The organism is Photobacterium profundum (genome assembly GCF_003026285.1).
GTDB classification, from domain to species: Bacteria; Pseudomonadota; Gammaproteobacteria; order Enterobacterales; family Vibrionaceae; genus Photobacterium; species Photobacterium profundum.
The window spans coordinates 1-22,774 of sequence record NZ_PYOD01000028.1 but is presented as its reverse complement, the minus strand read 5'-3'; the positions used below and the strand labels follow the sequence as shown (position 1 = coordinate 22,774).

Annotated in this window: 19 protein-coding genes and 1 pseudogene; 12 read left to right on the top strand and 8 right to left on the bottom strand. The window is 40.4% G+C overall.

From position 1 onward, the window contains the following. Position 1 precedes the first annotated feature (1 nt). From C9J48_RS26960 to C9J48_RS26945, 4 genes are all read right to left on the bottom strand, one after another. On the bottom strand, positions 2-961 hold the full coding sequence (locus tag C9J48_RS26960) for an ABC transporter permease (protein ID WP_006229452.1): 960 nt from the start codon (positions 959-961) through the stop codon (positions 2-4). Further along, positions 961-1,959, bottom strand: coding sequence for an ABC transporter permease (locus C9J48_RS26955; RefSeq protein ID WP_006229453.1), 999 nt, complete (start codon positions 1,957-1,959; stop codon positions 961-963). Before C9J48_RS26955 ends, C9J48_RS26960 begins: the two co-directional genes overlap by 1 nt. Next, on the bottom strand, positions 1,952-3,445 hold the full coding sequence (locus C9J48_RS26950; protein ID WP_006229454.1) for a sugar ABC transporter ATP-binding protein: 1,494 nt from the start codon (positions 3,443-3,445) through the stop codon (positions 1,952-1,954). Before C9J48_RS26950 ends, C9J48_RS26955 begins: the two co-directional genes overlap by 8 nt. 61 nt (positions 3,446-3,506) lie before the next feature. Next, complete coding sequence (locus C9J48_RS26945) at positions 3,507-4,481, bottom strand: autoinducer 2 ABC transporter substrate-binding protein (protein ID WP_006229455.1); 975 nt, start codon at positions 4,479-4,481, stop codon at positions 3,507-3,509. An 827-nt stretch (positions 4,482-5,308) separates the two neighbouring features. Between C9J48_RS26945 and C9J48_RS26940 the strand changes: the two genes are divergently transcribed. The 6 genes from C9J48_RS26940 (at position 5,309) to C9J48_RS26915 (ending at position 11,854) form a co-directional block, all read left to right on the top strand. Then, positions 5,309-6,442, top strand: coding sequence for a sugar ABC transporter substrate-binding protein (locus tag C9J48_RS26940; RefSeq protein ID WP_006229456.1), 1,134 nt, complete (start codon positions 5,309-5,311; stop codon positions 6,440-6,442). A gap of 115 nt (positions 6,443-6,557) precedes the next feature. Beyond that, entirely contained in the window at positions 6,558-7,856 is a 1,299-nt protein-coding gene (locus tag C9J48_RS26935; RefSeq protein WP_036802644.1) for an ABC transporter permease subunit, read from the top strand. Continuing rightward, complete coding sequence (locus C9J48_RS26930; protein WP_006229458.1) at positions 7,856-8,770, top strand: sugar ABC transporter permease; 915 nt, start codon at positions 7,856-7,858, stop codon at positions 8,768-8,770. Before C9J48_RS26935 ends, C9J48_RS26930 begins: the two co-directional genes overlap by 1 nt. Continuing rightward, on the top strand, positions 8,770-9,906 hold the full coding sequence (locus C9J48_RS26925; RefSeq protein ID WP_006229459.1) for an ABC transporter ATP-binding protein: 1,137 nt from the start codon (positions 8,770-8,772) through the stop codon (positions 9,904-9,906). The genes C9J48_RS26930 and C9J48_RS26925 overlap by 1 nt, the downstream gene beginning before the upstream one ends. A gap of 106 nt (positions 9,907-10,012) precedes the next feature. After that, on the top strand, positions 10,013-10,636 hold the full coding sequence (locus tag C9J48_RS26920) for a hypothetical protein (RefSeq protein WP_006229460.1): 624 nt from the start codon (positions 10,013-10,015) through the stop codon (positions 10,634-10,636). A 279-nt stretch (positions 10,637-10,915) separates the two neighbouring features. Then, positions 10,916-11,854, top strand: a complete 939-nt coding sequence (locus C9J48_RS26915) for a LysR family transcriptional regulator (protein WP_006229461.1) — start codon at positions 10,916-10,918, stop codon at positions 11,852-11,854. A 64-nt stretch (positions 11,855-11,918) separates the two neighbouring features. Here C9J48_RS26915 and C9J48_RS26910 read toward each other — a convergent pair whose 3' ends face one another. After that, entirely contained in the window at positions 11,919-13,022 is a 1,104-nt protein-coding gene (locus C9J48_RS26910; RefSeq protein WP_006229462.1) for a M20 family metallopeptidase, read from the bottom strand. Between the two features lie 181 nt (positions 13,023-13,203). Here C9J48_RS26910 and C9J48_RS26905 point away from each other — a divergent pair, with 181 nt between their 5' ends. Genes C9J48_RS26905 through C9J48_RS26895 form a run of 3 tightly spaced genes read left to right on the top strand, consistent with a single transcriptional unit; the run spans position 13,204 to position 18,406 of the window. After that, on the top strand, positions 13,204-14,202 hold the full coding sequence (locus tag C9J48_RS26905; protein ID WP_006229463.1) for an ATP-grasp domain-containing protein: 999 nt from the start codon (positions 13,204-13,206) through the stop codon (positions 14,200-14,202). Then, a complete protein-coding gene (locus C9J48_RS26900) occupies positions 14,199-15,737 on the top strand; it encodes an ATP-grasp domain-containing protein (protein WP_006229464.1) in 1,539 nt (512 codons plus the stop codon). The genes C9J48_RS26905 and C9J48_RS26900 overlap by 4 nt, the downstream gene beginning before the upstream one ends. A gap of 2 nt (positions 15,738-15,739) precedes the next feature. Continuing rightward, entirely contained in the window at positions 15,740-18,406 is a 2,667-nt protein-coding gene (locus C9J48_RS26895; RefSeq protein WP_006229465.1) for a M14 family zinc carboxypeptidase, read from the top strand. A gap of 142 nt (positions 18,407-18,548) precedes the next feature. Here the strand turns inward: C9J48_RS26895 and C9J48_RS28450 are convergent. Continuing rightward, positions 18,549-18,659, bottom strand: a pseudogene (locus C9J48_RS28450) (IS630 family transposase); the annotation flags it as partial. Positions 18,660-18,785: 126 nt separating this feature from the next. Further along, positions 18,786-19,544, bottom strand: coding sequence for a helix-turn-helix domain-containing protein (locus C9J48_RS26890; protein WP_006229466.1), 759 nt, complete (start codon positions 19,542-19,544; stop codon positions 18,786-18,788). 382 nt (positions 19,545-19,926) lie between these two features. On the opposite strand from C9J48_RS26890, the gene C9J48_RS26885 reads away from it, so the two are divergent. The 3 genes from C9J48_RS26885 to C9J48_RS26875 all read left to right on the top strand — a co-directional run bounded on the left by C9J48_RS26885 (position 19,927) and on the right by C9J48_RS26875 (position 22,007). Continuing rightward, entirely contained in the window at positions 19,927-20,403 is a 477-nt protein-coding gene (locus C9J48_RS26885) for a hypothetical protein (RefSeq protein WP_006229467.1), read from the top strand. A 58-nt stretch (positions 20,404-20,461) separates the two neighbouring features. Further along, on the top strand, positions 20,462-21,193 hold the full coding sequence (locus tag C9J48_RS26880) for an SDR family NAD(P)-dependent oxidoreductase (RefSeq protein WP_006229468.1): 732 nt from the start codon (positions 20,462-20,464) through the stop codon (positions 21,191-21,193). A 76-nt stretch (positions 21,194-21,269) separates the two neighbouring features. Beyond that, complete coding sequence (locus tag C9J48_RS26875; protein ID WP_006229469.1) at positions 21,270-22,007, top strand: SDR family NAD(P)-dependent oxidoreductase; 738 nt, start codon at positions 21,270-21,272, stop codon at positions 22,005-22,007. Between the two features lie 113 nt (positions 22,008-22,120). Here C9J48_RS26875 and C9J48_RS26870 read toward each other — a convergent pair whose 3' ends face one another. Further along, positions 22,121-22,678, bottom strand: a complete 558-nt coding sequence (locus tag C9J48_RS26870; protein ID WP_006229470.1) for a cysteine hydrolase family protein — start codon at positions 22,676-22,678, stop codon at positions 22,121-22,123. Between the last annotated feature and the right edge of the window lie 96 nt (positions 22,679-22,774).

Here is a 22,774-nt window from a genome sequence, read left to right as displayed (position 1 = left end):
ACTAAGCTTTACGTTTTTGTAGGGTAATGAATAGAATTAAAATGCCACCCCAAAGAGCCATCGTTAGATAACTGCTGACTCCTAATAAGTTCAGACCGCTTTCTAACGTTTGCAATACAATCAATGCCAAGCCAATACCAATAATTCGACCAAAACCACCATCTGGGTTAATCCCTCCTAATACCGATGCTAAGATGGCAATCAATAAATAGGATTCCCCATAGCCTGCTTTGGCCGAGTTGAATTTCGCCATCATAATCAGTGCCGCAACCCAACAAAGAATCGATGAAATCGCATACACATAAAGAACCGCTTTTTGTGTGTTAATACCAGAGAATTGAGCGGCCTTCTCGTTCGAGCCCATCAAGTAGATAGTACGACCAAGGCTGGTGTGCTCAAGCAATCCCCATAAGCCAATAGCAAAAAACACGAAGAGGATAAGTGGCATTGGAATACCAAAAAATGCGCCACTACCTATAACTAATAATGATTCTGGAAAACCTGACATAACACTGCCACCAGAAATCAATACGTTTAGGCCATTGATTAATGTCATCATTCCGAGTGTTGCTAAGATTGGAGAAACCCCGACATAAGCAATTAAAGCACCGTTAAGTAAACCAATAACAACCGCAGTAACTAAACCCGCCACCAATGCAAATAACAGTACCATTCCATTATCGGGTGCCATCGTAATAATGCTTGCCATAACTAAACTGCACGCATTGGTCGTTGCAATAATAGAGAGATTAATACCACCTGTAAGCATGCACACAGCCATGGCGAGCGCTAACATCCCCAATAATGGCATTTGTGATGACATAGACTGTAAATTAGCCACCGAGAAGAATGTATCACCACTTGCGACAGCCATGATGGCCATAATACTGACTAAAATAACTAATAAGTAACGGATGTTTCTATCCGTTGGTAGCTTTAATGCGTTCAATACCTGATCCATTACGCCCCCTGCAACGCTTGTTTCTTTTCATTCAGAGCAGTCATACTGATACTGAATACAATGATGAGACCGGTGACAACCGCATGCCAATAAGAAGGAACACCTAGCAGTGTTAATCCGTTCTTCATAATGGCTAACAGCGCCACACCAAGAACAACTCCCATTAGCGTGCCTTTCCCCCCAGTCATACTCGTTCCACCTAATACCACCGCAGCCAAAACCGTCAGTTCAAAGCCCATTAATGAATTTGGTGCAACTGACTGTGTAATTTGGGTTTGTACCACTGACGCAATACCTGCCAATGCCCCCATATAGCCGTAAACAAACAAATGAATACCAAATAAATTAATGCCAATCCGGCTCGCGGCATCTGCATTACCACCCATCGCATAAATCTGACGACCTAACCGTGTTTTCGACATTAAGAATGACGTGAATAAAACAACAGCAACAAGCGTTATAATTGGAAGAGATAAGCCATAGTCGTATCCATCGCTCCCCACAAAGGTGAACCACTCAACCCCATCCATAAACCAATCAGGGAAACCGTATAACCAAGCACCATTGCTAAAGTAAATCAGCAATCCAAAGAATAAATTGAGTGTTGAAATCGTAATGATGATGGCAGGTACTTTCAGCTTATATACCAATACGGCATTGATAAGGCCAAGCAGCATACCTACAGCAGCAGCAATCAAAAAAGCAATAAAGAAGTTTCCACCAATAGATAATACATAGGTCGCCATAACGTACTGTGCTATTGCGGCAGTGGCTGGAAATGAAATATCAATACCGCCAGCAATCAGAACAACAAAAAGCCCACAAGCCATGATGCCTAGAATGGCAGAACTCACCGACATATCGAAAATATTGCCCAGCGTTAAAAAATCTTCCGAGCTGATTCCTAACCCAACAACCATTAAACCAATAAGAGCCGCTAGATAAAACTCATGACGCTTTATTAAAGCATCCCAACGAAAACGCATACGATCACGCATTGACGGCCTCCATGATTTCTTTTTCTGAAGATGTTATTGGATGGAAGTCATGAGAAAACTGTCCATCTTTCATTACAATCACGCGATGGCTGTTATAAAACACTTCAGGAATTTCATCGCTTACCATGATGATAGCCATCCCCTTTAAAGCGAGGTCTTTCGCTATCTGATAAATACTTTCTTTGTTCGCAATATCAACACCCACGGTTGGAGAATCGAGAATCAACACATCAGGCTCAGCTGCTATCCACTTCGCAATTGAAATTCGCTGAGCATTACCACCCGACAAACTGGTCACTGGTAACATGGGATCAGCAACTTTAATTGATAACGATGAAATGAGTTTTCCAACTAAACTTGTCGCTTTAACATGGTCAAAAAAACCATTCGGCTTTTTTAATCGAGACAGAACAGTCGCTGTAGTGTTGTCTTGTATGGATTGTTCCATAACTAACCCAGTACTCATCCTGTCTTCCGATACATAGCCAATGCCATGAGCAATCGCTTCTCTGTTAGAACTAAATTCAACAAGTTTGCCATTCACCTTCATTTGGCCGCTATCAGGCTTCGTCATGCCAAATAAAGCCAAACATAACTCAGTACGACCTGAGCCTAATAACCCTGTTATAGAAACAATCTCACCAGCACGAACTTGAAGGTTAATATCATTAAACTGACCCTTTTTAGTCAAGTTAGTGACTTCTAACTTCACGTCTCCTTCCTGTTTATATTCACCTAACGGAGAATACTCAAAGCGTTGCCCCGTCATTAAGAAAGCCAATTCGTCACTATTCATTTCATCTGCTGGATAAGTACCAATAGTTTTGCCGTCACGAATAACCGTTATACGATCAGAAATCTCCATGACTTCACCCAGCTTATGGCTAACAAACACAACAGTGATGCCTTTGGATTTTAAATCTGCAACCACCTTAATTAAGCTATTTACTTCAGTGCGCGTCAGAGAAGCCGTCGGTTCATCCATAATGACAAGCTTGGCATCAGACGCCATTGCACGGCAAATAGCAACCAACTGACACTCCGCAATAGATAATTGCTCTACCCGCTTAGTTAAAGGCAGTAGCACCCCGACTTTATCCATCGCAGCCTTGGCAATCGCATCTAAACGCGATTGCTTAACTAAGCCTTTCGTCCATGCCATATGATCTTGCACTGCAATATTTTCAGCGACAGTAAGATTAGGAAATAAAGATAAATCTTGATAGATAACCTGAATCCCATGCTCTATAGATTGCTGCGGATTCAAGCGGGAATAGGTTTTCCCATCAAGTACAATCTCAGCCCCTTTTTCAGGTGCATGTACCCCAGAGATCACTTTAAACAAGGTACTTTTTCCACAACCATTTTTCCCTGCTAAGCAATGCACTTCACCTTTATTAAAAGTTAAGTTGATGCCATCAAGGGCCTTAACGGAACCAAAATGTTTGGATACACGCTTTAAGGTAATAAATGCTTCGTTTGACATGATGGATTTCCAGCTAAAGGGCAGCATTGCACTGCCCAGAACAAAATTACTAATAGTGCGATTAGAAGCCAAGGTCACGAGCGTTTGACTTGTCCACAACGAGGATTTTATTAAACTTAATCACACGCTTTTCTTGATCAATCTCTGCAACACCAAGATTATCAACGGTCACACCATCAACCACTTTTTGGCCGTCTAGCATTTGTTTAGCTACGGCAACCATCGCATAACCTGCATCGGCCGGATTCCATAAGAAACCTTTATCAATCTCGCCACGCATCAGGTACGGTGCCGCTTGGCTTGGCATCATAATGCCAACAGTGCTCATTTTGTTCTTAGCACGTTTCTTCTTGATTGCTTCACCAGCACCAATGGCACCAAGTGAGCCATAAGACACAATACCCGTCATGTCTGGGTGTGCTTTCATTAAATCATTCGTTGCAGCATACGAAGCGTCAATACTTTCTGCTACAGGCATACGACTTGTCACTTCATACATATCTGGGTAAGCCATTTTTTGGTAATCAATCGCTAGATTTGCCCAGTTGTTATGCAGTGGAACGGTTAATGAGCCAACATAAACGGCATAGCCACCTTTTTTTCCCATATTTTTCGCAAGTTCATCCATCGTTGCTTTCGCGTAAGCTTGATTATCAATGGTTTCGATATCCCAGTCGGCACTGTGACCATCTGGCGATTCGTGAGTCAGTACAATAATGCCCTTCTCACGCGCTTTCTTAAATACGGGTTCTAATACCGTTACATCATTAGGAACAACGGTTATAGCGTCCACACCTTTAGCAATCAGATCTTCAATGATCTTCACCTGCTGTGCGGGATCGGGAGTAGATGGGCCTAACTGACGGGCATTAACACCAAAATCAGTCGCTGCCTGCTCAATACCCTTATTCATTTGGTTGAACCAAGGGATACCTGATACTTTCACGACGTTCACAATTTCATAGTCTTTTGCCTGAACACCAGCAGTAGCAAGAGCCAGTGTAAGAGCAGCAACTTTGAACAAGACCTTTTTCATCGTTTCAATCCTTTATTATGTGTATAGGGTATTGGATATTCGATGAGAAGAATATGAGGCATAGGCTGATAACAAGCTTAAATTCGCTCACGTAATGTGACATACACACACTAATGTAACCATACCAAAACATCACAGTTAAATAATTGTTAAACTGAAACCATTACGTAATTTATACAAACCAATTAACGTTAAATGACACAATAAAAGATCAATTAACACACAAAGTAGCAACAACACACTTTGCGATTACCTCGACGATGAAAATTAATTGAGAGAATAGTCATTACTGACTGATAGGAATATTATGATTTATGATCTAGTTCTTATTTATTGCTCAGTATTACATTGTTGCACTGAAAAAACAGAGGTTAATCCAGAATTTAAAACATCTCGACGAGCCACTTTTAAAATATAAGCAACTCATGATGTATTTTTATTACAAATAGCTCTTTACGAATATACGAGCACCAGCCTCATTCATGATGCTCTCCCCCCCTCAATATCACCAATGCATTTTGCCATTCTCATCACGTTTTTAACCTATCAAAGATACTGAATACCTTGGATATCATTGCGGTAGATAACATTTATCTATGTGATATGCATTTTTTCTATGGCTGCCCTTTATAAAAGGCATTTCACCCAATACCACCAACGACCTATGATAAACCTAATGACGTTTAGCTTTATAAACAGACAAACATGTATCGCAGGAAGCACTCTAAGAGACCGCTTAATAAAAAGCATAAGCTGTTGATACCATCGAATTAGTCCAACGTGATTTTATCGGCTCAACCCTCTTTATCCCTTTCAGGAGAAACTAAATGATTAAGAAAATATCGCTTGCCGTTTCAACCGCCTTACTATTAAGCAATACGGCAATGGCAGCAGAGAATATTGTAGTCGGTGTAGAAAAAAGCTACGTACCTTACTTCACCGAGTTGGCAGAACAATTCAACAAAGGTAAAGACTTTAAGGTTGAAGTCGCCGCGACAAGTATGTTTGACCTATTGAGTGCATTGCCAACTCAAAAAGGCAACATTGCTGATATTTTCATGATCCCTAATGACCGTATTGGTGAATTAGCCGACCAGCATTTAATTACTTCAACCAATTTCACAATTAACGGCTTTACCGATGCCGCAACTAACGCCGCAACATACAACGGCAAAACGTATATGGTGCCAATGTCTACGGACACTACTCTATTTCTTTACAACAAAGATATGGTGAAAGAAGCACCAAAAACATTGAAAGAAATCCCACCTTCAGATTGGGCTGCAAAATTCACTGATTTCTACTTCACTGGCGGTCTATTTATGACCAACGGCGGTTACATCTTTAAAGACAACAACCCACAAGACATTGGTTTAAATACCGCCGATTCAATCAAAGCAGGTTTAGCGGCTCAAGGGCTATACGACAGTGGTGTTAGTCACTGGACATTAATGCAAGATGACACTGTCGCTTACGACATCATGATGAAGTACTTCATGGAAGGAAAACTAAAAGCGATCATCAACGGACCGTGGGCGATTGCTGATATTGAAAAAGCCGGCATTAACGTTGGCGCGGCACCAATTCCAAGCTGGGATGGCAGCCATCCATACAAAGCCCTAACTGGGACAAAAGGGATGACCGTTAATGGTTACAGTGATAACAAAGAAGGCGCGAGTGCCTTTCTTAAATTCCTAGCTACACCTGAAAATGCACAAAAATGGTACGTAGATACACGCGAAGTTTCGCCTAGTTTGTCTGTAAGTTACAAAGAAGGGTCACTGCACAAAGCCATTTTCGATGCGACGAACATTGGTCAACCTATGCCAAGCATTCCTGAGTTCATGAAGGTGTGGGGCCCAATGAAAACAGCTCTTGCTCAAATAGCACAAGGACAAGATGTGAAAGCGGTATTAGATGCAGCTGTTGATACTATCGAAATCGATATTGAAGACATGTAATCAACACTAATACTCCCTTTCTATGAGCCGCACGATGCCTACTACATTGAGGCATCGTGCAACACAAATAACGTGACATATCTACACAGCACTTATAAATAAGTAGGTTATTTACATGAGTCAACAATTTGTATTCTGGCTCTCTATAGTTATTCCCGGCAGTGGACATCTCCTACTCCGTCGAATGCGAGAAGCCCTATTTGGATTTTCGATACTGGCTTTAGAGATATTGGTATTTATTCAATTCACCCTTCCGAACTTCCGCTTATTAGCTGTCGAGCAACCTAATGGAAAAATCACCATTGGTGCTGAGCGTTTTGTTGATGATTCTTTTCTGATCATGGTCGGTTCAACCGTTGGCGCCATGATGATTCTGGTTTTTCTAGCCCTTCACTACGCGTTCGCTCGTGATGCTAAAGATGTAAAGCGCCAAATAGAAGAAACTGGTTTTGCCATTACGTTTACCGAGAAAGTTTGTGGCCTATCACACGAAATCGTTCCAAACCTAATCACGGCACCAAAATTTATTTTATTGTTTATTTTTGCCCTTTTACCTGCAATTGTCTCTATTATCGTTGCATTTACTAACTACAAACGCCCTGTACTTCCGCCAGCATTCCTTATTGAATGGAAAGGCTTTACCAACTTCGAACGTTTATTTACCAACGAACGCACCGCAGCTGCATTTCAAGAAACACTCACTTGGACGTTAACATGGACATTTTGTGCTTCAGCACTGACCATTGTTTTAGGCACTGTGCTGGCGGTTGTAGCCAACAATAAACACATCAGAGGAAAGAAGTTCTTCCGTACCGTGTACATCTTGCCTTGGGCTGTTCCTGCTTTCTTAACCATTTTAGTTTTCCAACTTTTCTTCTCGAAAATTGGCGGAATGAACACCATGGTTATCCCATTTTTCACGGGTAATGAATACGATGTCAGTACCGCAATTGGCTTCTTCCTTAATGCCGATTACGCCAAGATAACGATCATTTTAATACAAGCATGGCTTGGATTTCCTTACGTCTTTATCTTAGTGACTGGCGTACTACAAACCATTCCAGACGACCTTTATGAAGCCAGTGCTATTGATGGCGGTAATGCATGGACAAACTTCTTCGACATCACTTTGCCCTTAATATTAATCAGTGTTGCTCCTGTGTTTATTACTCAATTTACCTTCAACTTTAATAACGTCACCATCGTTTATATGTTGGGTGAAGCAACAGTACAAACCGTGGGGTCGATTTATAAACCACTCGATACCATTTCATCCCTTGGTTTCCGCTTAATGATGGATGCCAAATACAACGAAGCCGCGGTGTATACCTTAATCACCAGTACCGTTGTCGGTGCGGTTGTCTTGTATTCATGGTTGAAAGCCGGTGCCTTTAAAAATGAGGAGGTTATGTAATGGACAACGCTATCCGTTTAGATCGCCCAGTCAAAGCGAAACGCCTAAATCGTCATTTCATCACCAAAAATATAGGACTGATTTTTAATTACGCGTTTCTTATTTCAATGGTGATCGTGATTGTTTATCCGATACTGGTCACTCTTATGAGCGCGTTTAATGTGAGTAATTCACTGTATTCAACCTCATTTTTCCCAGAGAATTTCAGTTTAACTGAAAACTTTATTCAACTTTTTACTGAAACGCCTTATTTAAGTTGGTATCGAAATACCTTCCTTGTGTCGGTTATCACCATGGTGCTCTCTACCTTTATTGTTACGATTTCTGGCTTTGTTTATTCCCGTTATCGTTATCAATCACGAAAAAGTGCGTTGATATCGCTATTAATCATTCAGATTATTCCCTCTGGCAGTGGCTTAATTGCCCTGTACGCGATTGCAAATTCTATCGGTATTTACAGCTCTTCAAATGCCACGCTTTATACGTATATCTTTATGATCCTCATCTACACCACCGGTGGCATCACAATGAATACGATTTTAATGAAGGGGTATTACGATTCGATCCCTCGTGCGTTAGACGAGTCAGCAAAAATTGATGGTGCAACCCAAATGCAGATCTTTAAAGAGATATTACTGCCACTGGTTAAGCCGATGATCATGGTTATCGCCATCTTCTGTTTCTTAGGCCCTATTGGCGACATCATCATGCCAAAATTCCTTATAGCCAGCATGAATTCAGAAGCAAAAACACTGGCTGTAGGCCTAATGGGACTCATCAACAACATCAAAGAGTCTAGCTATAACGTATTCGCAGCAGGAGCGGTCTTAGCAGCAATTCCACCTGTTATTGTGTTCTATAAATTTCAAGATTATATCGTGGGCGGCTTAACGTCTGGTGGAGTAAAAGGCTAATGAGCAAGATTTCATTAAGAAACATCAATAAAAAATACCCAAATTCAGATACGTGCTCGGTACGTGATTTCAATTTAGACATTGAAGAAGGTGAATTTATTGTCCTTGTCGGCCCATCCGGTTGTGGCAAATCCACCACTTTGCGCATGATTGCCGGGTTAGAAGACATTACCGATGGTGAGTTCCTCATTGATGGCGAAGTCGTGAATGACGTCAGTTCAAAAGACCGCGACATTGCAATGGTATTCCAAAGCTACGCCCTTTACCCACATATGTCGGTACGCGACAACATCGGTTACGGATTAAAGCTACGTAGTTATCCTGGCAATGAGATTAAAGCGTCGGTTGATAATATCTCTGAAGATCTCTTCTTAACCGAATACCTTGAGCGTAAACCGAAAGAACTCTCTGGTGGGCAGCGTCAACGTGTGGCATTAGGCCGTGCAATGGTTCGTACGCCAAAATTGTATTTGATGGATGAACCATTAAGTAACTTGGATGCGAAATTACGTACCACTACTCGTACTGAAATATCTCGTATGCACAAAGACAAAGGTGCGATTACCATTTACGTAACGCACGACCAAGTCGAAGCGATGACTATGGCAGATCGCATCGTATTGATGTCGATGGGTGAAGTACAGCAAATAGGGTCACCAAAAGAATTATTTACCAATCCTAAAAACTGTTTTGTTGCCACTTTTATGGGTATGCCATCAATGAACCTGATAGAAGGGACATACGAAGGCGGTCAATTCACTTGTCAGTCTTTCACAATTACCTTAAATGAGAGTGACCAACAAATCCTAAATAACGCCGGTTACAATGGTAAATCCATCACTTTAGGTGCACGTTCTAGTGCGATTCGTTCTGGCAAAAAATATCGCGAGGCTTTCCCTGATTGCTGCTTTGAAACCACAGCCATGAACAGTGAATATTTAGGCGATGCTATCAATGTGTTCTTCAATGCCGCACCAATGAACCTATTTGTAGGCACATTAGGTACTGGCGAACCCGATGTGGCGATTGATGAAAAGATCACCTTAGTTATCGACAATACCAAACTGCATTTTTTTGATACCAAAACCGAAGAATCGATCAAGTATTCAATAAAATCAGCTGAGTTCAAAAAATAATCACATTATAAACATACCTTAATAAGATACTTCATTGCCCTCTTACGCTAAGAGGGCAATGAAGAGCACAATCTATTCCAGACAGTTAATGGAAAGGAGTCACACTTTGATTTTTCGCGGCCAACTTCAACGCATTCACGACTATATGTTTCATATTGCCGTCGCTGTCGTCATTTTCATCACTGGATTTATTATTGCGTACAGCACCCTTCCCAAGCCATCTTTTGAGTATTCAACGTTTACTGAGCAACAAAGTAACTTTAAGCAATGCGTCAATAATGATGAGCTATTTCTCTTGGCTGAACGTTTTGAGAGAAGCTATTTAACGCTTCCATTAGAAACCATCCATACCGAATACAACACACTGCGTGATCAGATCCCAAATGATTGTGGAGCATTTCATGTAGAAAGCAGTTATGAGCAACTGCAAGAGATGGCGATGCCTGTATTAGCCGAAGCTCAACGCTTTTATGGTTCTAAAGACGTAAAGGCGGTGAATGCTGTCTACACCACACCATCGCAATACAACGCACTGCTTAAACAGCCTCAGCCGTATCTCTTTTTTATCTCAGATAACGAACAAGAACGTATTGTGGCAATTAAAGTAATGCCAACCAAAGACGCCTTTGAAATCACCCCACTTTGGGGATACGAAGAAAGCCAAGATCTCGCGTATACACAAGGTGAAGTGCAAAAACTCTTACTCGTTTATAACGAAATTAAAAGCTAGAAATCAGCTATCGAAACTTGAAATATTACGAAGAGACGCTTCACTTATGAATTCGCACCGCAAAAGGTTACGTTGCTAATAACAGCGAGAATCCCGTTGAAGTGTAGCTTCCTCGTTTACTTTCTGACCATAATGTCATTGATATTTATCACGAAACGTCTTACCAGTTAACAAAAACACTAACATTGGCACTATTTGGCTTCGCTATGTATCAAGATAGATAGATATATACAAATAAGAGTCATAAAATAGCTCTTTCTGTAAAAGCAAAGAGCTATTATGTTTAAGTTAATGATCCAATTCATTCAAGTAGCTAAGACTCAGAACGTCACCCAAGCCGCTAACAACCTCTGCTTAAGTCAACCGACGTTAAGCCATAACATGCAGAAGTTAGAAGAGAAACTTGGCAGTAAACTGTTTAATCGTCATTCCAAAGGGATCACGCTTACATCAAGCGGTGAACTGCTTTATGAACAAGCGAAAATGATGCAAAACCTGTACGAAAATACCCTCAACAAATTAGAAAAAAATAAACTGAGGCATCAGACTGAACTTAAAATTGGCTGTGGTGATGCTTGGTGGCACCTGTTTATTCGAGACAGCGTTCAAGACTTTCGAGATACCTACCCTCACAGCAATATATCAATCGATGTTGGCAATCACTTACAGCTGATGAATTTATTATTAAGTGATGAAATTAGCATCTTTGTTGGGCATGAGATACTCGGACTCGCGCAATACGAAGGCATACAGTTTCATCCTCTATTTAGCAGTTGCGAAGAAGTCTATGTCAGAAAAGGTCATCCTCTACTTGAGATCACTTGCAGTAATGAAGATATCGCACGCTTTCCTTCTGTCGATTTAGGCGCGTCTAAAAAACGTTTTTCACATTTAGTTCAACAGCAAAACGAAGAATTAACGTCTTTTCAAAAACGTCACTATTTGCAAGAAAAGGTTATCTATAATACCAACTCACTATTAACCGCAATTGATTTATTACAAAACAGCGATGCAATTTTACCTTACCCAATAGGAATGAGATCTTACTTTAGTACCTTTGATATTGTGCCGCTTCAAATGCAAGAATGTTTTAGTAAGGCGACTATTGGAGCATACCTACATAAAGATGGATTACAAAATAAACAAAGTATTGCACTGTTAGAGCAATTCAAAAACCTCATTAAAAACAATCCGCATATCAATGGCGATATAGATTAAGTAGATAATAAAAAGAAGCTCAGAAGGGATAACCAGCCTCATTTATAAGGCTGGTAACTGCGGACTAACTACCTTGATTAAAATGCCGAAGGATAGCGGTTACTTCAGTGATCCTTCTGATAAAACTACTTTTTGATGCCCGTTCGAATTCAGTATGATCGCCATCACCATAAGGGCCAAAACCATCAAGAGTAGGTAAACCTGCCCCAGAGGTGACATTGGCATCACTCACCCCGCCTCGTTGTTCAGTTTTTAAAGGGTAACCAACAATTTTCCCTAATAGGTCAAGAAGTTGCTGCTGTTCAGGCGAAGGAGTCATAACATCACGTTGCAAACCACCACTCAGGTTGGCTGTCACCCCTTCTATCCCATGATTTTCAACCATGAAAGGAATAGCACTTAACACTCGTTGTTGCTCAATCTCTTGGGTAAATCTAGCTTCCACCATTAACGTGGCCTTGGGGGAAATTGTATTCGTGCTAATTCCTCCACTTATTTTTCCTACATTAACTGTGGTGCCTTCAGAAATATTACTCAGCTCAGTCAATAAAATGAGCAGTTTTGCTGCGGCAAGGTTAGCATCTCGTCCTTGAAGGTAGTTATTACCAGCATGAGCCGCGACACCTTGAAGCTCAATGCAATAAGTCGCAACACCTTTACGCCCATTCACCACTTCATGATCTGCCCCTGCCGCTTCAAAATCTAAACACGCTTGATAGTTTTTGGCTAACTGGCGAGTAATAAGCTTGCTATCATCACTACCCGTTTCTTCATCACTGACCATTAAAAAGTCGATATTACGGATTTCACCACACTCTCTTTTTATATTACGTAACGCACTGAGTGCAACAAAATTGCCGCCTTTCATATCGCAGGTTCCAGGGCCATAGATCCAGTGTTCATCTTCCTTAAATCCTTCAAATATCCCTGGTGGGAATACCGTATCTAAATGCCCCATAAGAAGCAGTCGAGGTTGGTCTTTTTCTGTTGGGCTACAAAATAACAAATGGTTCCCAACCTCTTTTCGCTCAAAGACTTCACATTCAAAGCCAAGCATTTTCATCCACGCTTTCATCTTTTCACCGTGACAATCAACGCCACTTTTGTTGCTTGTCCAAGAGTTTATTTCAACAATTTCTTTCAAATCAGTGAAATCAATGCAGTCCATAATTTGATTCCTTGCACAGCTTTAGTAATTCGCTGCCATCGTTAATTAGAATTTTCAACTTAGCTCACTGTTACAATCAATATGCAACAATATGATGTGAACATATATTACTATTGTGTCAGTTTTACTGACAATGCCTGAACGGCATATTTTTGATCTGCTCGTGATTAAGGAGATACTCATGGCAAAACATCGAATCGGTTTGTGGATGTATGAAAACTGTGGAGGACAAGACATTGAGCGAAAAATCGTTGCTCAGCTACAAGAAAGAGAAATTGAAGCAATTGGCGGTCTAAACTTAGCGCACGCTTCTGCTTACGACAGCAGTATTTTCTGTAATGGTCATATGCTGGATGAGCTCGATTTATTCTTTTCGTACAACGCTGGGCAACAATCACCGTTTCAGGTCTATCTGTATCAGACCCTCAACACCATGATGCCAATGATCAATAACTATGATTCATTCGCTCTGACGGAAGATAAGTTCCGCACTGCACACCGACTCAAGAAAAATAATATCCCAACCACCGATTATATTGTTTGTAGTAAGAACAATATTGAACAGCTCAAAGAACACATGCGTTTTTGGCAAGGAAAAGCCATTTGTAAGCCTGTTGACGGCTGGGGAGGCAACGGCATTATTAAATTAGAACACGAACGCGACCTTGACCTGCTAACACCCTATATTACCCAGCAGCATGCACCGCAATTCTATTTAGAGCGCGTGATAGAAAACGATTTTACCGATTACCGAGTAGATATCGTGGATAACAAATTTGTTGCCTGTTATGGCCGAAAAGCCGCACCCGGTAGTTGGAAAACCAACGTGACCAGCGGTGGCAGCGTGATAATGCGTGAACCTGTACCAGAGGTGGTTGAACTGGCATTAAAAGCCGCGAAAGTGACAGGACTAGAAGTGGCTGGAGTCGACATTATTTATGACATTGAGCACCAGCAATATGTGGTCATTGAAGTCAATGGCATTCCTGCTTTTGCTACCCCAGAACAAGAAAAGTTCGGACTTAACTTTAATGATACTAAGATTAAATATTTGGTTGATCTCATCGACCGAACAGTAAACAAAAGCAATCAGCCAACGACTATTTCTCCTGATATTGCCCTCTCCTTTCATGAGCCTGTAATGAATCCATCCCTCCACACTGAGGTACCTTCCGTATGATTTCTGTAAATACTTCCAATATTACAAGCAGTACTAAAAGCTGCCCTAAAATTGGCTTACTGTACCTTGACCATGTATTACGTTTTTTCAATTGTTCTAACTTTAAAGGCTGGCCAGAAAAAATTGAACAAGTGGTGTATCACTGGGGCAATGATAAACAGCGTTTTATCAATGAAGTGAAGCGCAAAAAAATTGAGGTATTAATTGGCAATATTCCGGCAACGGCATACGAAACATTCCGCGCTATCGCCCGTGAATTACCTAATGTTCGGTTTATCCCTTCTCTTGATACTCAGTTCAGTAATAAATCAAAAGAAAACGTCACACACTTTTGTGAAAAATATCAGTTGCCCGTTCCGCTTACTAAGATTTTTTATCAAGTAGATGAAGCCTTGGAATACCTAACACATACTGATTATCCAAAAATTGTTAAACGTTCTTATGGTCCATCCAACTATGGCGGTTATTTTGTCCATAAAGTAGATACAGCCGAAGAAGCGTTACGACTATTTTCAGAAAAGCGATATTACCCTGCTTATATTCAAGACTTTGTTCCGATGAAAGCCGATATTCGAGTAATGCTAGTCGGACACCAACCAATGTGCGCATTTTGGCGCCGTCCTCCTGAAGGTGAATGGCTTACCAACACCAGTCAGGGAGGTAGCATGGACTATCAAGATATCCCTGAAGAAGTACTTGAAATAGCAATAAAGGCATCGAAAGCGGCCAATGCTGAATACTGGGCTTGTGATATTGCCGTCAGTACAGAAGATGAATATACCATTTTGGAATGCGCGACAGCTTTCGCTGCTTTTCCCTATATTCGAGACTGGATTGGCCAATATTTAATGTGGTTATTAAACCCTCAAAAATTCACCAAGCCTCATATTGTTCATAAAAACTGGGAAGAGCTAGGAAAAATTGACTCATCATTATTGCGAACAATGCGTCACATTACATTTGGTCAGCCAGATTTCTCGACAGATACTGGCGAGTATGCGCCAACAGATGAGCACTACCGTCTATTGCAAACGCACTATCAGCCAATTGAAGAGTGGCCAAGCGAAGCATGGAACTTTCAAGATATGCACAACAGTCTGGTCATTGAATCTAAAACATCGAGCGGTGTTTTAGAACAATTAAGCACTGAACCTGTATTAGATTGTACTATTGAAGAAATGGATAGTGGTATTGAGGAACATAGTGTTGTTAATGTCTCGGCACAGCAAGCCTGCTTACATCCTGATAACATAAGTAGCCCTGATATTGATTGCTCTAATGTAGCGGGTTCTGATATAGACGACTCTTCTGTAAAGGAAATACCTTCAATCACTCACGACCAATTAGTAACATTCTTCTTGGGCGTAAAAGGAATTGGGCAAACACTAGCCAACGAGATTGTTGATACGCTTAGTGTAGAAGGCACGTTACACGCTTTAAACAATGCCCCACAGCAACTCACAACGTTTCGAAATTTAAAGCAGAAAAAGCTGAAAACAATCCTTGCCGACTGGCACGCGTATGTTAGGGATTAAGAATGAAAAAACGATATCTTTCTTACCAAGATACTATCGACTTCTTAACAGAAGCGATGGCAAAATATCCTGATTTGATCCGGCTACAGAATATAGGTGACACCCATGAAGGGCGCCCTATTATGATGGTGACTATATCCCAAGATGTAGCCTATGCCGATCTTAAACCAGCCTTATTGTATACAGGTACGATACATGCCAGAGAATGGATAGGTATCGAGCTAGCAGTTAATTTTATTCAATATTTATTGGATAACTACCCGAGTAATCCCGAGGTTGTTGAAGCCCTGACGCGCAACACCTTATATATCGTACCTTGCCTGAACCCAGATGGTTTCGAGTATTCCCGTAATCACTTTTCGTTTTGGCGCAAGAACCGACGTGATAATGGTGATGGAACCTTTGGGGTCGATCTAAATCGTAATTTCGGTATTAACTTCCGTCAATCGACAAACACCCAGTCGAATATTTACGGAGGACCAGCCGCATTTTCCGAACCAGAGACGCAAGCGATTAAGCAGTTTGTCGAGCTACATAACAATATAAAAATTGCACTTGATTATCACTCTCAGGGCAATGTATTTTTCCCTGCTCATAAATTTAACCATGAAGCCGAAATTGAAGGTACGGATCTTAATATTTTGTGCGCCAATATGGCGAAAGAAATACATAAAGTGACTCGCCGTCAGTATGGTATTCACCGAGGAAAGCCACCAGCAAACCTGATCCATGGTAGTGGCCGTGAGTACTATTATGATCGAGGAATTTTATCAACCGTCGTCGAGGTAGGCAGTCGAAATATTCCCGATTACCTGATCAATATGTCACAAAGTGTTGATGAAAATATTCCGGCATTACTGTATGCACTTGGTACTGCCATAAACTATTCAGATTTAGCACCTAAACGCCCAGAAAATTTCACGGTGCGTGACATATCAGCTAACCATGCAGAGCTTGTCTGGGATCATAACCCTGAAGATGACGGCTGTTATTACCAGGTTTACCGTAATGAAGCCCCCAAAGACCCCTGCACACGTGACAACCTTATAGCCATTACATCACAAAGTGAATATACCGATAAGCAACTTAAATCTGGGCATCGTTACTATTACAACTTACGAAAAGTTAACCGCGTCAACCGGGTAAAATCACCGTTTGCGCCTGAAGTAAAAATAAAAACGAACCTTGAAAAAGATGAGTTTTCATTCACCTTATTCCCAACGCCCGAAAAAATAGGCTACACCGGAGAGTTTCTTGCCACACAAAATGCAGAGCACTTTGGTAATAACTCCTTGTTTATAGGCGTAAATAAAACCAAGGGGATCTGCTACGGTGTTATTGACTATGATATGAGCCGGATCCCTACCGATGCACAGATCAAAGACGCCGCGTTCTCTTTGTACCCGATGAATCGAGTTGGCGCCAAAATAGAGAATTATGGCGAATGGTCGGTATCCATTCTAGATCCTGATGATATTTCTGACATAACTGATTTCGAACAAATCCATAACGCAGTAGCATTACAAACATTAGGCGATGCAATTGATTCAGATCAGCTCACCCAAGGCATCTGGAAAAATTGGCGTTTCAGTGCCCTAGAAAAACAACTGATTCAAGATCAGTTAGAAAAAGGACGTTTGTTATTACGGTTACAAGGCCCAGATAACTTACCGCAAGGCCACGATTCGCAAATGATGCAATTCGATATCGGCTATGGTCGTTTTGGCGGTGGTATTCATTATCGACCAAACCTCGATCTTATCTATCACCGCCGCCCTAATGCATTAACCTGTAATGCCACTGTGTGCCACACCGTAAGCCATATAAGGGTTACTCAAGGAGAGTTACAAAGTGGTTTTGATGCCGATGGTCAGCGAATATTTGGTCATGTAGAATTCATGCTACCACAGCTATCAGAACGTACAGATATTGTAATCACTGATGCGTATTTTGTATTAGAGAGCGAAGCTACAAACGGTATTTCACAGCCAATACGATTTACCGTTGGGATGGTTGATAATGACAAGCTCAGCTACAACAGCATAAAGTGCAGCGAATTAATCGAATTTCTTGGCTACGAAGTCAGTAGTCACGAACTGGTTAAAACACCAAAACAAACCTTTATGTTTGATAGTTCAGCTCGTCAGCATTTAGAAGATCTGCATGATTCAGGGAAACCCATCAATTTAATCATTCGAGCAACCTCAGCCTCTCGTCAACAAGACGCTATTGTGCAATGGAAAACACTCTCTGCTGATGAGACCACCGTTTACCCACAACTGGTTGTGGAATATATTGAGCGACACAAACAGCCAATGGATTCTCCTGAAAACTTTCAAGCCTCATTAGAAGACGGTTTGGTTAGGTTAACCTGGGATAACCCTGATAGTGAAGACTGGGTAGGCACGTATGTGGTGCGAAATAGCTTCCACCCACCCCGTTCTCCCTTTGATGGCGTAAAGTTGTATGCGGGTAAAGACGGATATACGTTAGACCGTTTTGGCAATACGAATATTCCCAAATATTATTCTGTATTTAGCTACGACAATGTACCCAACTATTCTGTACCAGCCACCTTGAAATTCAGTACTGACGAGGTTACTCCCGTTATTTACGATGAATTTGAAGCACAAGACGAGATGGAACAGCGTTATCGAGAAGGTGACTAATTACTCCCAAAGCCTAAGAACCCTAAATCTAATGTTATAAAAATCACTGGCGCTGACGTTACGTAAACTAAGTGCCAGTGATTTAGTTCAATATTGAAATACCGCTAAATGTGCAACAAAAATTTGAATCACAACAGTAGACAATGCCCGGTAAATTCAGGGCACCGATAACGTTAAGATGGCTACAGATACCCGTTGTTTCAAAGAGTTTGTCTAGCCCTGCCCATATCCAACCACGCGAAATTTTAACGCTCGTTTGGGATGAACAGAACTAGGACTTAATAAACGTTAATATACTGTGCTCGTAGGTATTAAATTTATCCCCACGTTTACAAAGAATGACTGTACTAAACTTGGCTCTAACTCTTTGAATGAATGATTATATAATGTTAACAGGCACTTTTAATTCTGGATGATGTATTCCTCTAGCACCCATATCAACAATCGTATACTCATTTGTATTGATTGATGATGCCCCCCTCGTTTGGCTTAACTTCAGTGCATCGAGCATCACTTCTTCCAACTTCAGATTATATTGCCTAAATTCATCTTCGGTTAACCTCAATTGACTTATTATTAAGTAAGCATTTTTATTATTAGAGTCAATTTTTTGTACTTGTTTCTGCAAGTTTTCAATTACCTTATTTTTAAATAAAATTGGAAACTTTGCCGAATCAGAAAAAGCAATATTCTTGGGTACTGAAAGTTTAAAAGCCAAACCAAATAATATAGAAATCAAACCAAGCTTTTCTAACTCTCGGATGTATAGATACATTGATGGCTCATTCAGACCAAATAGTTCCATTAACTGCTTTGAACCTGCATTTTTATTAACAATTTCATGAAAAATAGTATAAAGCTCAGGCATTTCATAAAACGAATGATCTTGCTCTTTCGTAAATATAGAAACCACAGCCATCGACTCTTCAGCCTCAGCAATAATACTTGATAGTGGTATTTGAAGTAACTGCGAGATCTCTCTAACTCTTGAAAGCGACAGGGATTGGTGACCGTTCAAGAGCCGCTTAATACTCACTTCAGATACTTCTAGCTGTGTAGCTACCTCTTTATACGCAATGCCTGACTTCTTCAGCTGTCGCTTCAGCATCTCACAAATCACATGGTTTAGTTCGTCCATTAAGCTACTCAGTATCCATTTTATACACTTAAAGTATCACAATTAGATCCTTCTGTTTTATTTAGTGACAATCAAGGTCCGTTATTTGATACTTGATGTAAATGCCAAGCTTGATTACCACTCCATTACTACCGGACTTATAAACATATTAACTTCACATAGCACCACTGCTTAAGGGTTAACAATGAACAAATTAGCATCATTAATTTTCATTCTTTCTTTTTCACTTTCAGGCTGTGACGGCAGTGAAACTGATTACTTATAGCCAGATATTATTAACACTTCCGTCATAGACTTCCCGGAGAATACGAGTTGTCAGACCATCGAGAATCAAACAAGTTGTAGCGCGCCAAATAATAAAAACTTCGTTTTACTTGATTCAATGAAGGGCATTTCTGTTTTATCTGCAAATAGTGAAAAAGGGATTATATTTGAAGTTAACGTTTTTGATGAATATACAGAGTTCAAATCTAAATATATTGATGCAAATACCGCAATAGAGATCAATAAATCATCTAGATTGACCTTGGCGCCTAACGGTTTTTTTTATACTTCCGAACGCTCAATAGAAAATTTAGATTTGTTGTTCAATGGCAATTTAGCTCCTTTTATCATGAATAAATGTGGGTTATCAGAAAGCTTTAAATCGGTTGCGATAGATAAAAACACCACATTATCTGGTGATTACGAAGTTACTCTTACTTCTAATTTACTAGAAGATAATATATGTCATATACAACGTATTGAAACGTTTAATGATAATGGAGTTGTTACCACGTCAAACGAACAATATTTTATTTCTCAAAACCATGGCTTCATTAAATATATCAATTCAAATGGTGAAATATTAAACAACTAGACAGTAAAGTCTCACTGACCAAATACATTAGGATTAAACGAATATTAAGGAGTACATTATGGATTTAGGTTTAAAAGATAAACATGTCGTCGTGACTGGAGGGTCATCTGGGATTGGCTCAGAAATCGTAAAAGCCTTTGCATTAGAAGGTGCCAAAGTTTGGTTTTGCGGACGATCTCAACTTCGAATTGATAGAGCATATGGATATTTAAACAATTTAAAAGCACAAGTTCATGGCCAATCTGTCGATGTTAACGATCTGGACAACTTCTCCAAATGGATAAACCTCATCCCTAGTATTGATATTTTTATTCCAAATGTTAGCGCACTATCTGATAAATGGTCTGATGTACTACAAACCGATATTTGGGCAACTCAACAATGTATTGACTTAGTACTTCCCAAATTAGTTCAATCACCGATTGCAGCTCTGACGTATATCGGTTCTAAAGCAAGCAGCACAACCGTAAATAATGCCAATGCGTACGGCGCAGGAAAAGCTGCTCTCGCTCATTATATGAAATCATTGTCCCTTACCTACGCCCCAGGTTTGCGGGTAAATACAGTATCACCTGGAGATACTTTTATTAAGAATGGATTATGGGGAAAATGTAAAAATGACAACCCGAAGTTATTCCAACAAGTATTGGATCGAAATCCAATGGGCCGGTTAGCTAATCCTGATGAAATAGCAAAAGTAGTCACCTTTATCTCTAGTCCGGCGGCTAGTTTTGTTTCCGGTGCAAATTGGTATGTTGATGGAGCATCAACTAATAACATCCAATACTAAATATAAAATAGAGATGTTGAATCTTGCACGATCCCTGCAATAGTAGAACAAAGAAATTTTGAGAAAGGAGTTAATTTTGAAAGTAGCTTTAATTACTGGTGGCAGTAAAGGTATTGGACTAGAGACCGTTAGGCGATTTGTCGAATCTGGTTTTCATGTTGTCACGTGCTCAAGAAACTCACCAGTGTGGTTAACCCAAGTATCTAACGACCCCTTACTCAAGTCAGTGGATTACTATGAAGTAGATATATCCCAAGAAGATCAGTTACAAAGCTTATTCTCTAATATTTCTCAGAAATACGGTAAATTAGATGTTGCTGTAAATAACGCATCACCTAAAACAGAATCAAACGGTAATTTTGAATCAGTCGATACCTCTGCGCTGCATCATACTTTAATGCAAGATTTTTGGTCACATGTTATTTGTTTAAAACATGAACTTTGTTTAATGGAAAAAGGTGGAGTAGTAGTCAATATCAGCTCCATCAATGGATTACGAGCAACACCGAATGCATCGATGTACAGTGCGTGTAAACACGCTATAGAAGGCCTAACTCGTTCAGTTGCTCTCGAAGCCATTGAAAAAGGAATAAGGGTCAATGCTGTAGCACCTGGCGCAACTTGGACACCACGCTGGGATGAACGGGCAATAAATAAGCCAACAATTCATAGCGATGTAGCAAAAGTAATTCCATTAAAACGTTTTGCAGAGCCAAAAGAAATCGTCGATGCCATAGAGTTCTTGGTATCTGATAAAGCCAATTACATTGTAGGTCATACACTTGTAGTCGATGGTGGAATTACGTTGACATAGCTTTGCCATACTAAGCATCATGAAACGTATTAACTGAGTTAAAGATAACGCAGCATTTAGGTGTGACAAGCGCTTGCCGTATTGTGAGTTTGGAATCACTCTTGAGCGCCTTGTTAGCTTTTCAGTTTCTCGATAATTTGAGCATTGCTCAGAGGAACACCGATACCACTATTGACCATATAGCCAAAAGACTCGTCATGACACCCTTGGTCATAGGAGTCTATACACTCTTTAGCCAAAACTAACTGGTAATCACGTTGGTACGCATCAATAGCCGTCACTCTCACACACGCATGAGTATTTACACCAGCGATTATGATTTCACTTGGCGCAATTGCGTTTAAGATTTCTTCAAGCTCTGTGTTAAAAAATGCGCTGTATCTTTTCTTAATGATCTCTGGCTCGTTTGGCTTTTGCACCAGCTCATTCAGGACTTCACAGCCGACAGTACCCTCGATAGTCCATTTTTGTTTAGATTGGCGTAACGTCAGGTAACTATCTGACAAGTCGTCTTTAAAGACCTGACGTACCCAGATAATATTTTGGTTTTTATCTCGAAATTGAGTGAGTAATTCATTCAAAGCCAGAGTAAATTGAACTCGTTTTTCGGCTAGCCTGCCTGTACGAAAAAAATCTTCTTGTACATCAATTACCAATAACAGTTTATCCAAAATTGTCTCCTTAAAAAGCTAGCCGCGTTAAGATGTGAACAACGCCAACTACACATTTATGACCTGTGATTTATCTTATTTCAATCTACATTGAGC

Excerpts from the sequence above, each read along its gene's own strand:
- C9J48_RS26960 (WP_006229452.1), bottom strand. The coding sequence starts at position 961 with ATGGATCAGGTATTGAACGCATTAAAGCTACCAACGGATAGAAACATC.
- C9J48_RS26955 (WP_006229453.1), bottom strand. The coding sequence starts at position 1,959 with ATGCGTGATCGTATGCGTTTTCGTTGGGATGCTTTAATAAAGCGTCAT.
- C9J48_RS26950 (WP_006229454.1), bottom strand. The coding sequence starts at position 3,445 with ATGTCAAACGAAGCATTTATTACCTTAAAGCGTGTATCCAAACATTTT.
- C9J48_RS26945 (WP_006229455.1), bottom strand. The coding sequence starts at position 4,481 with ATGAAAAAGGTCTTGTTCAAAGTTGCTGCTCTTACACTGGCTCTTGCT.
- C9J48_RS26940 (WP_006229456.1), top strand. The coding sequence starts at position 5,309 with ATGATTAAGAAAATATCGCTTGCCGTTTCAACCGCCTTACTATTAAGC.
- C9J48_RS26935 (WP_036802644.1), top strand. The coding sequence starts at position 6,558 with ATGAGTCAACAATTTGTATTCTGGCTCTCTATAGTTATTCCCGGCAGT.
- C9J48_RS26930 (WP_006229458.1), top strand. The coding sequence starts at position 7,856 with ATGGACAACGCTATCCGTTTAGATCGCCCAGTCAAAGCGAAACGCCTA.
- C9J48_RS26925 (WP_006229459.1), top strand. The coding sequence starts at position 8,770 with ATGAGCAAGATTTCATTAAGAAACATCAATAAAAAATACCCAAATTCA.
- C9J48_RS26915 (WP_006229461.1), top strand. The coding sequence starts at position 10,916 with ATGTTTAAGTTAATGATCCAATTCATTCAAGTAGCTAAGACTCAGAAC.
- C9J48_RS26910 (WP_006229462.1), bottom strand. The coding sequence starts at position 13,022 with ATGGACTGCATTGATTTCACTGATTTGAAAGAAATTGTTGAAATAAAC.
- C9J48_RS26905 (WP_006229463.1), top strand. The coding sequence starts at position 13,204 with ATGGCAAAACATCGAATCGGTTTGTGGATGTATGAAAACTGTGGAGGA.
- C9J48_RS26900 (WP_006229464.1), top strand. The coding sequence starts at position 14,199 with ATGATTTCTGTAAATACTTCCAATATTACAAGCAGTACTAAAAGCTGC.
- C9J48_RS26895 (WP_006229465.1), top strand. The coding sequence starts at position 15,740 with ATGAAAAAACGATATCTTTCTTACCAAGATACTATCGACTTCTTAACA.
- C9J48_RS26890 (WP_006229466.1), bottom strand. The coding sequence starts at position 19,544 with ATGGACGAACTAAACCATGTGATTTGTGAGATGCTGAAGCGACAGCTG.
- C9J48_RS26885 (WP_006229467.1), top strand. The coding sequence starts at position 19,927 with ATGAAGGGCATTTCTGTTTTATCTGCAAATAGTGAAAAAGGGATTATA.
- C9J48_RS26880 (WP_006229468.1), top strand. The coding sequence starts at position 20,462 with ATGGATTTAGGTTTAAAAGATAAACATGTCGTCGTGACTGGAGGGTCA.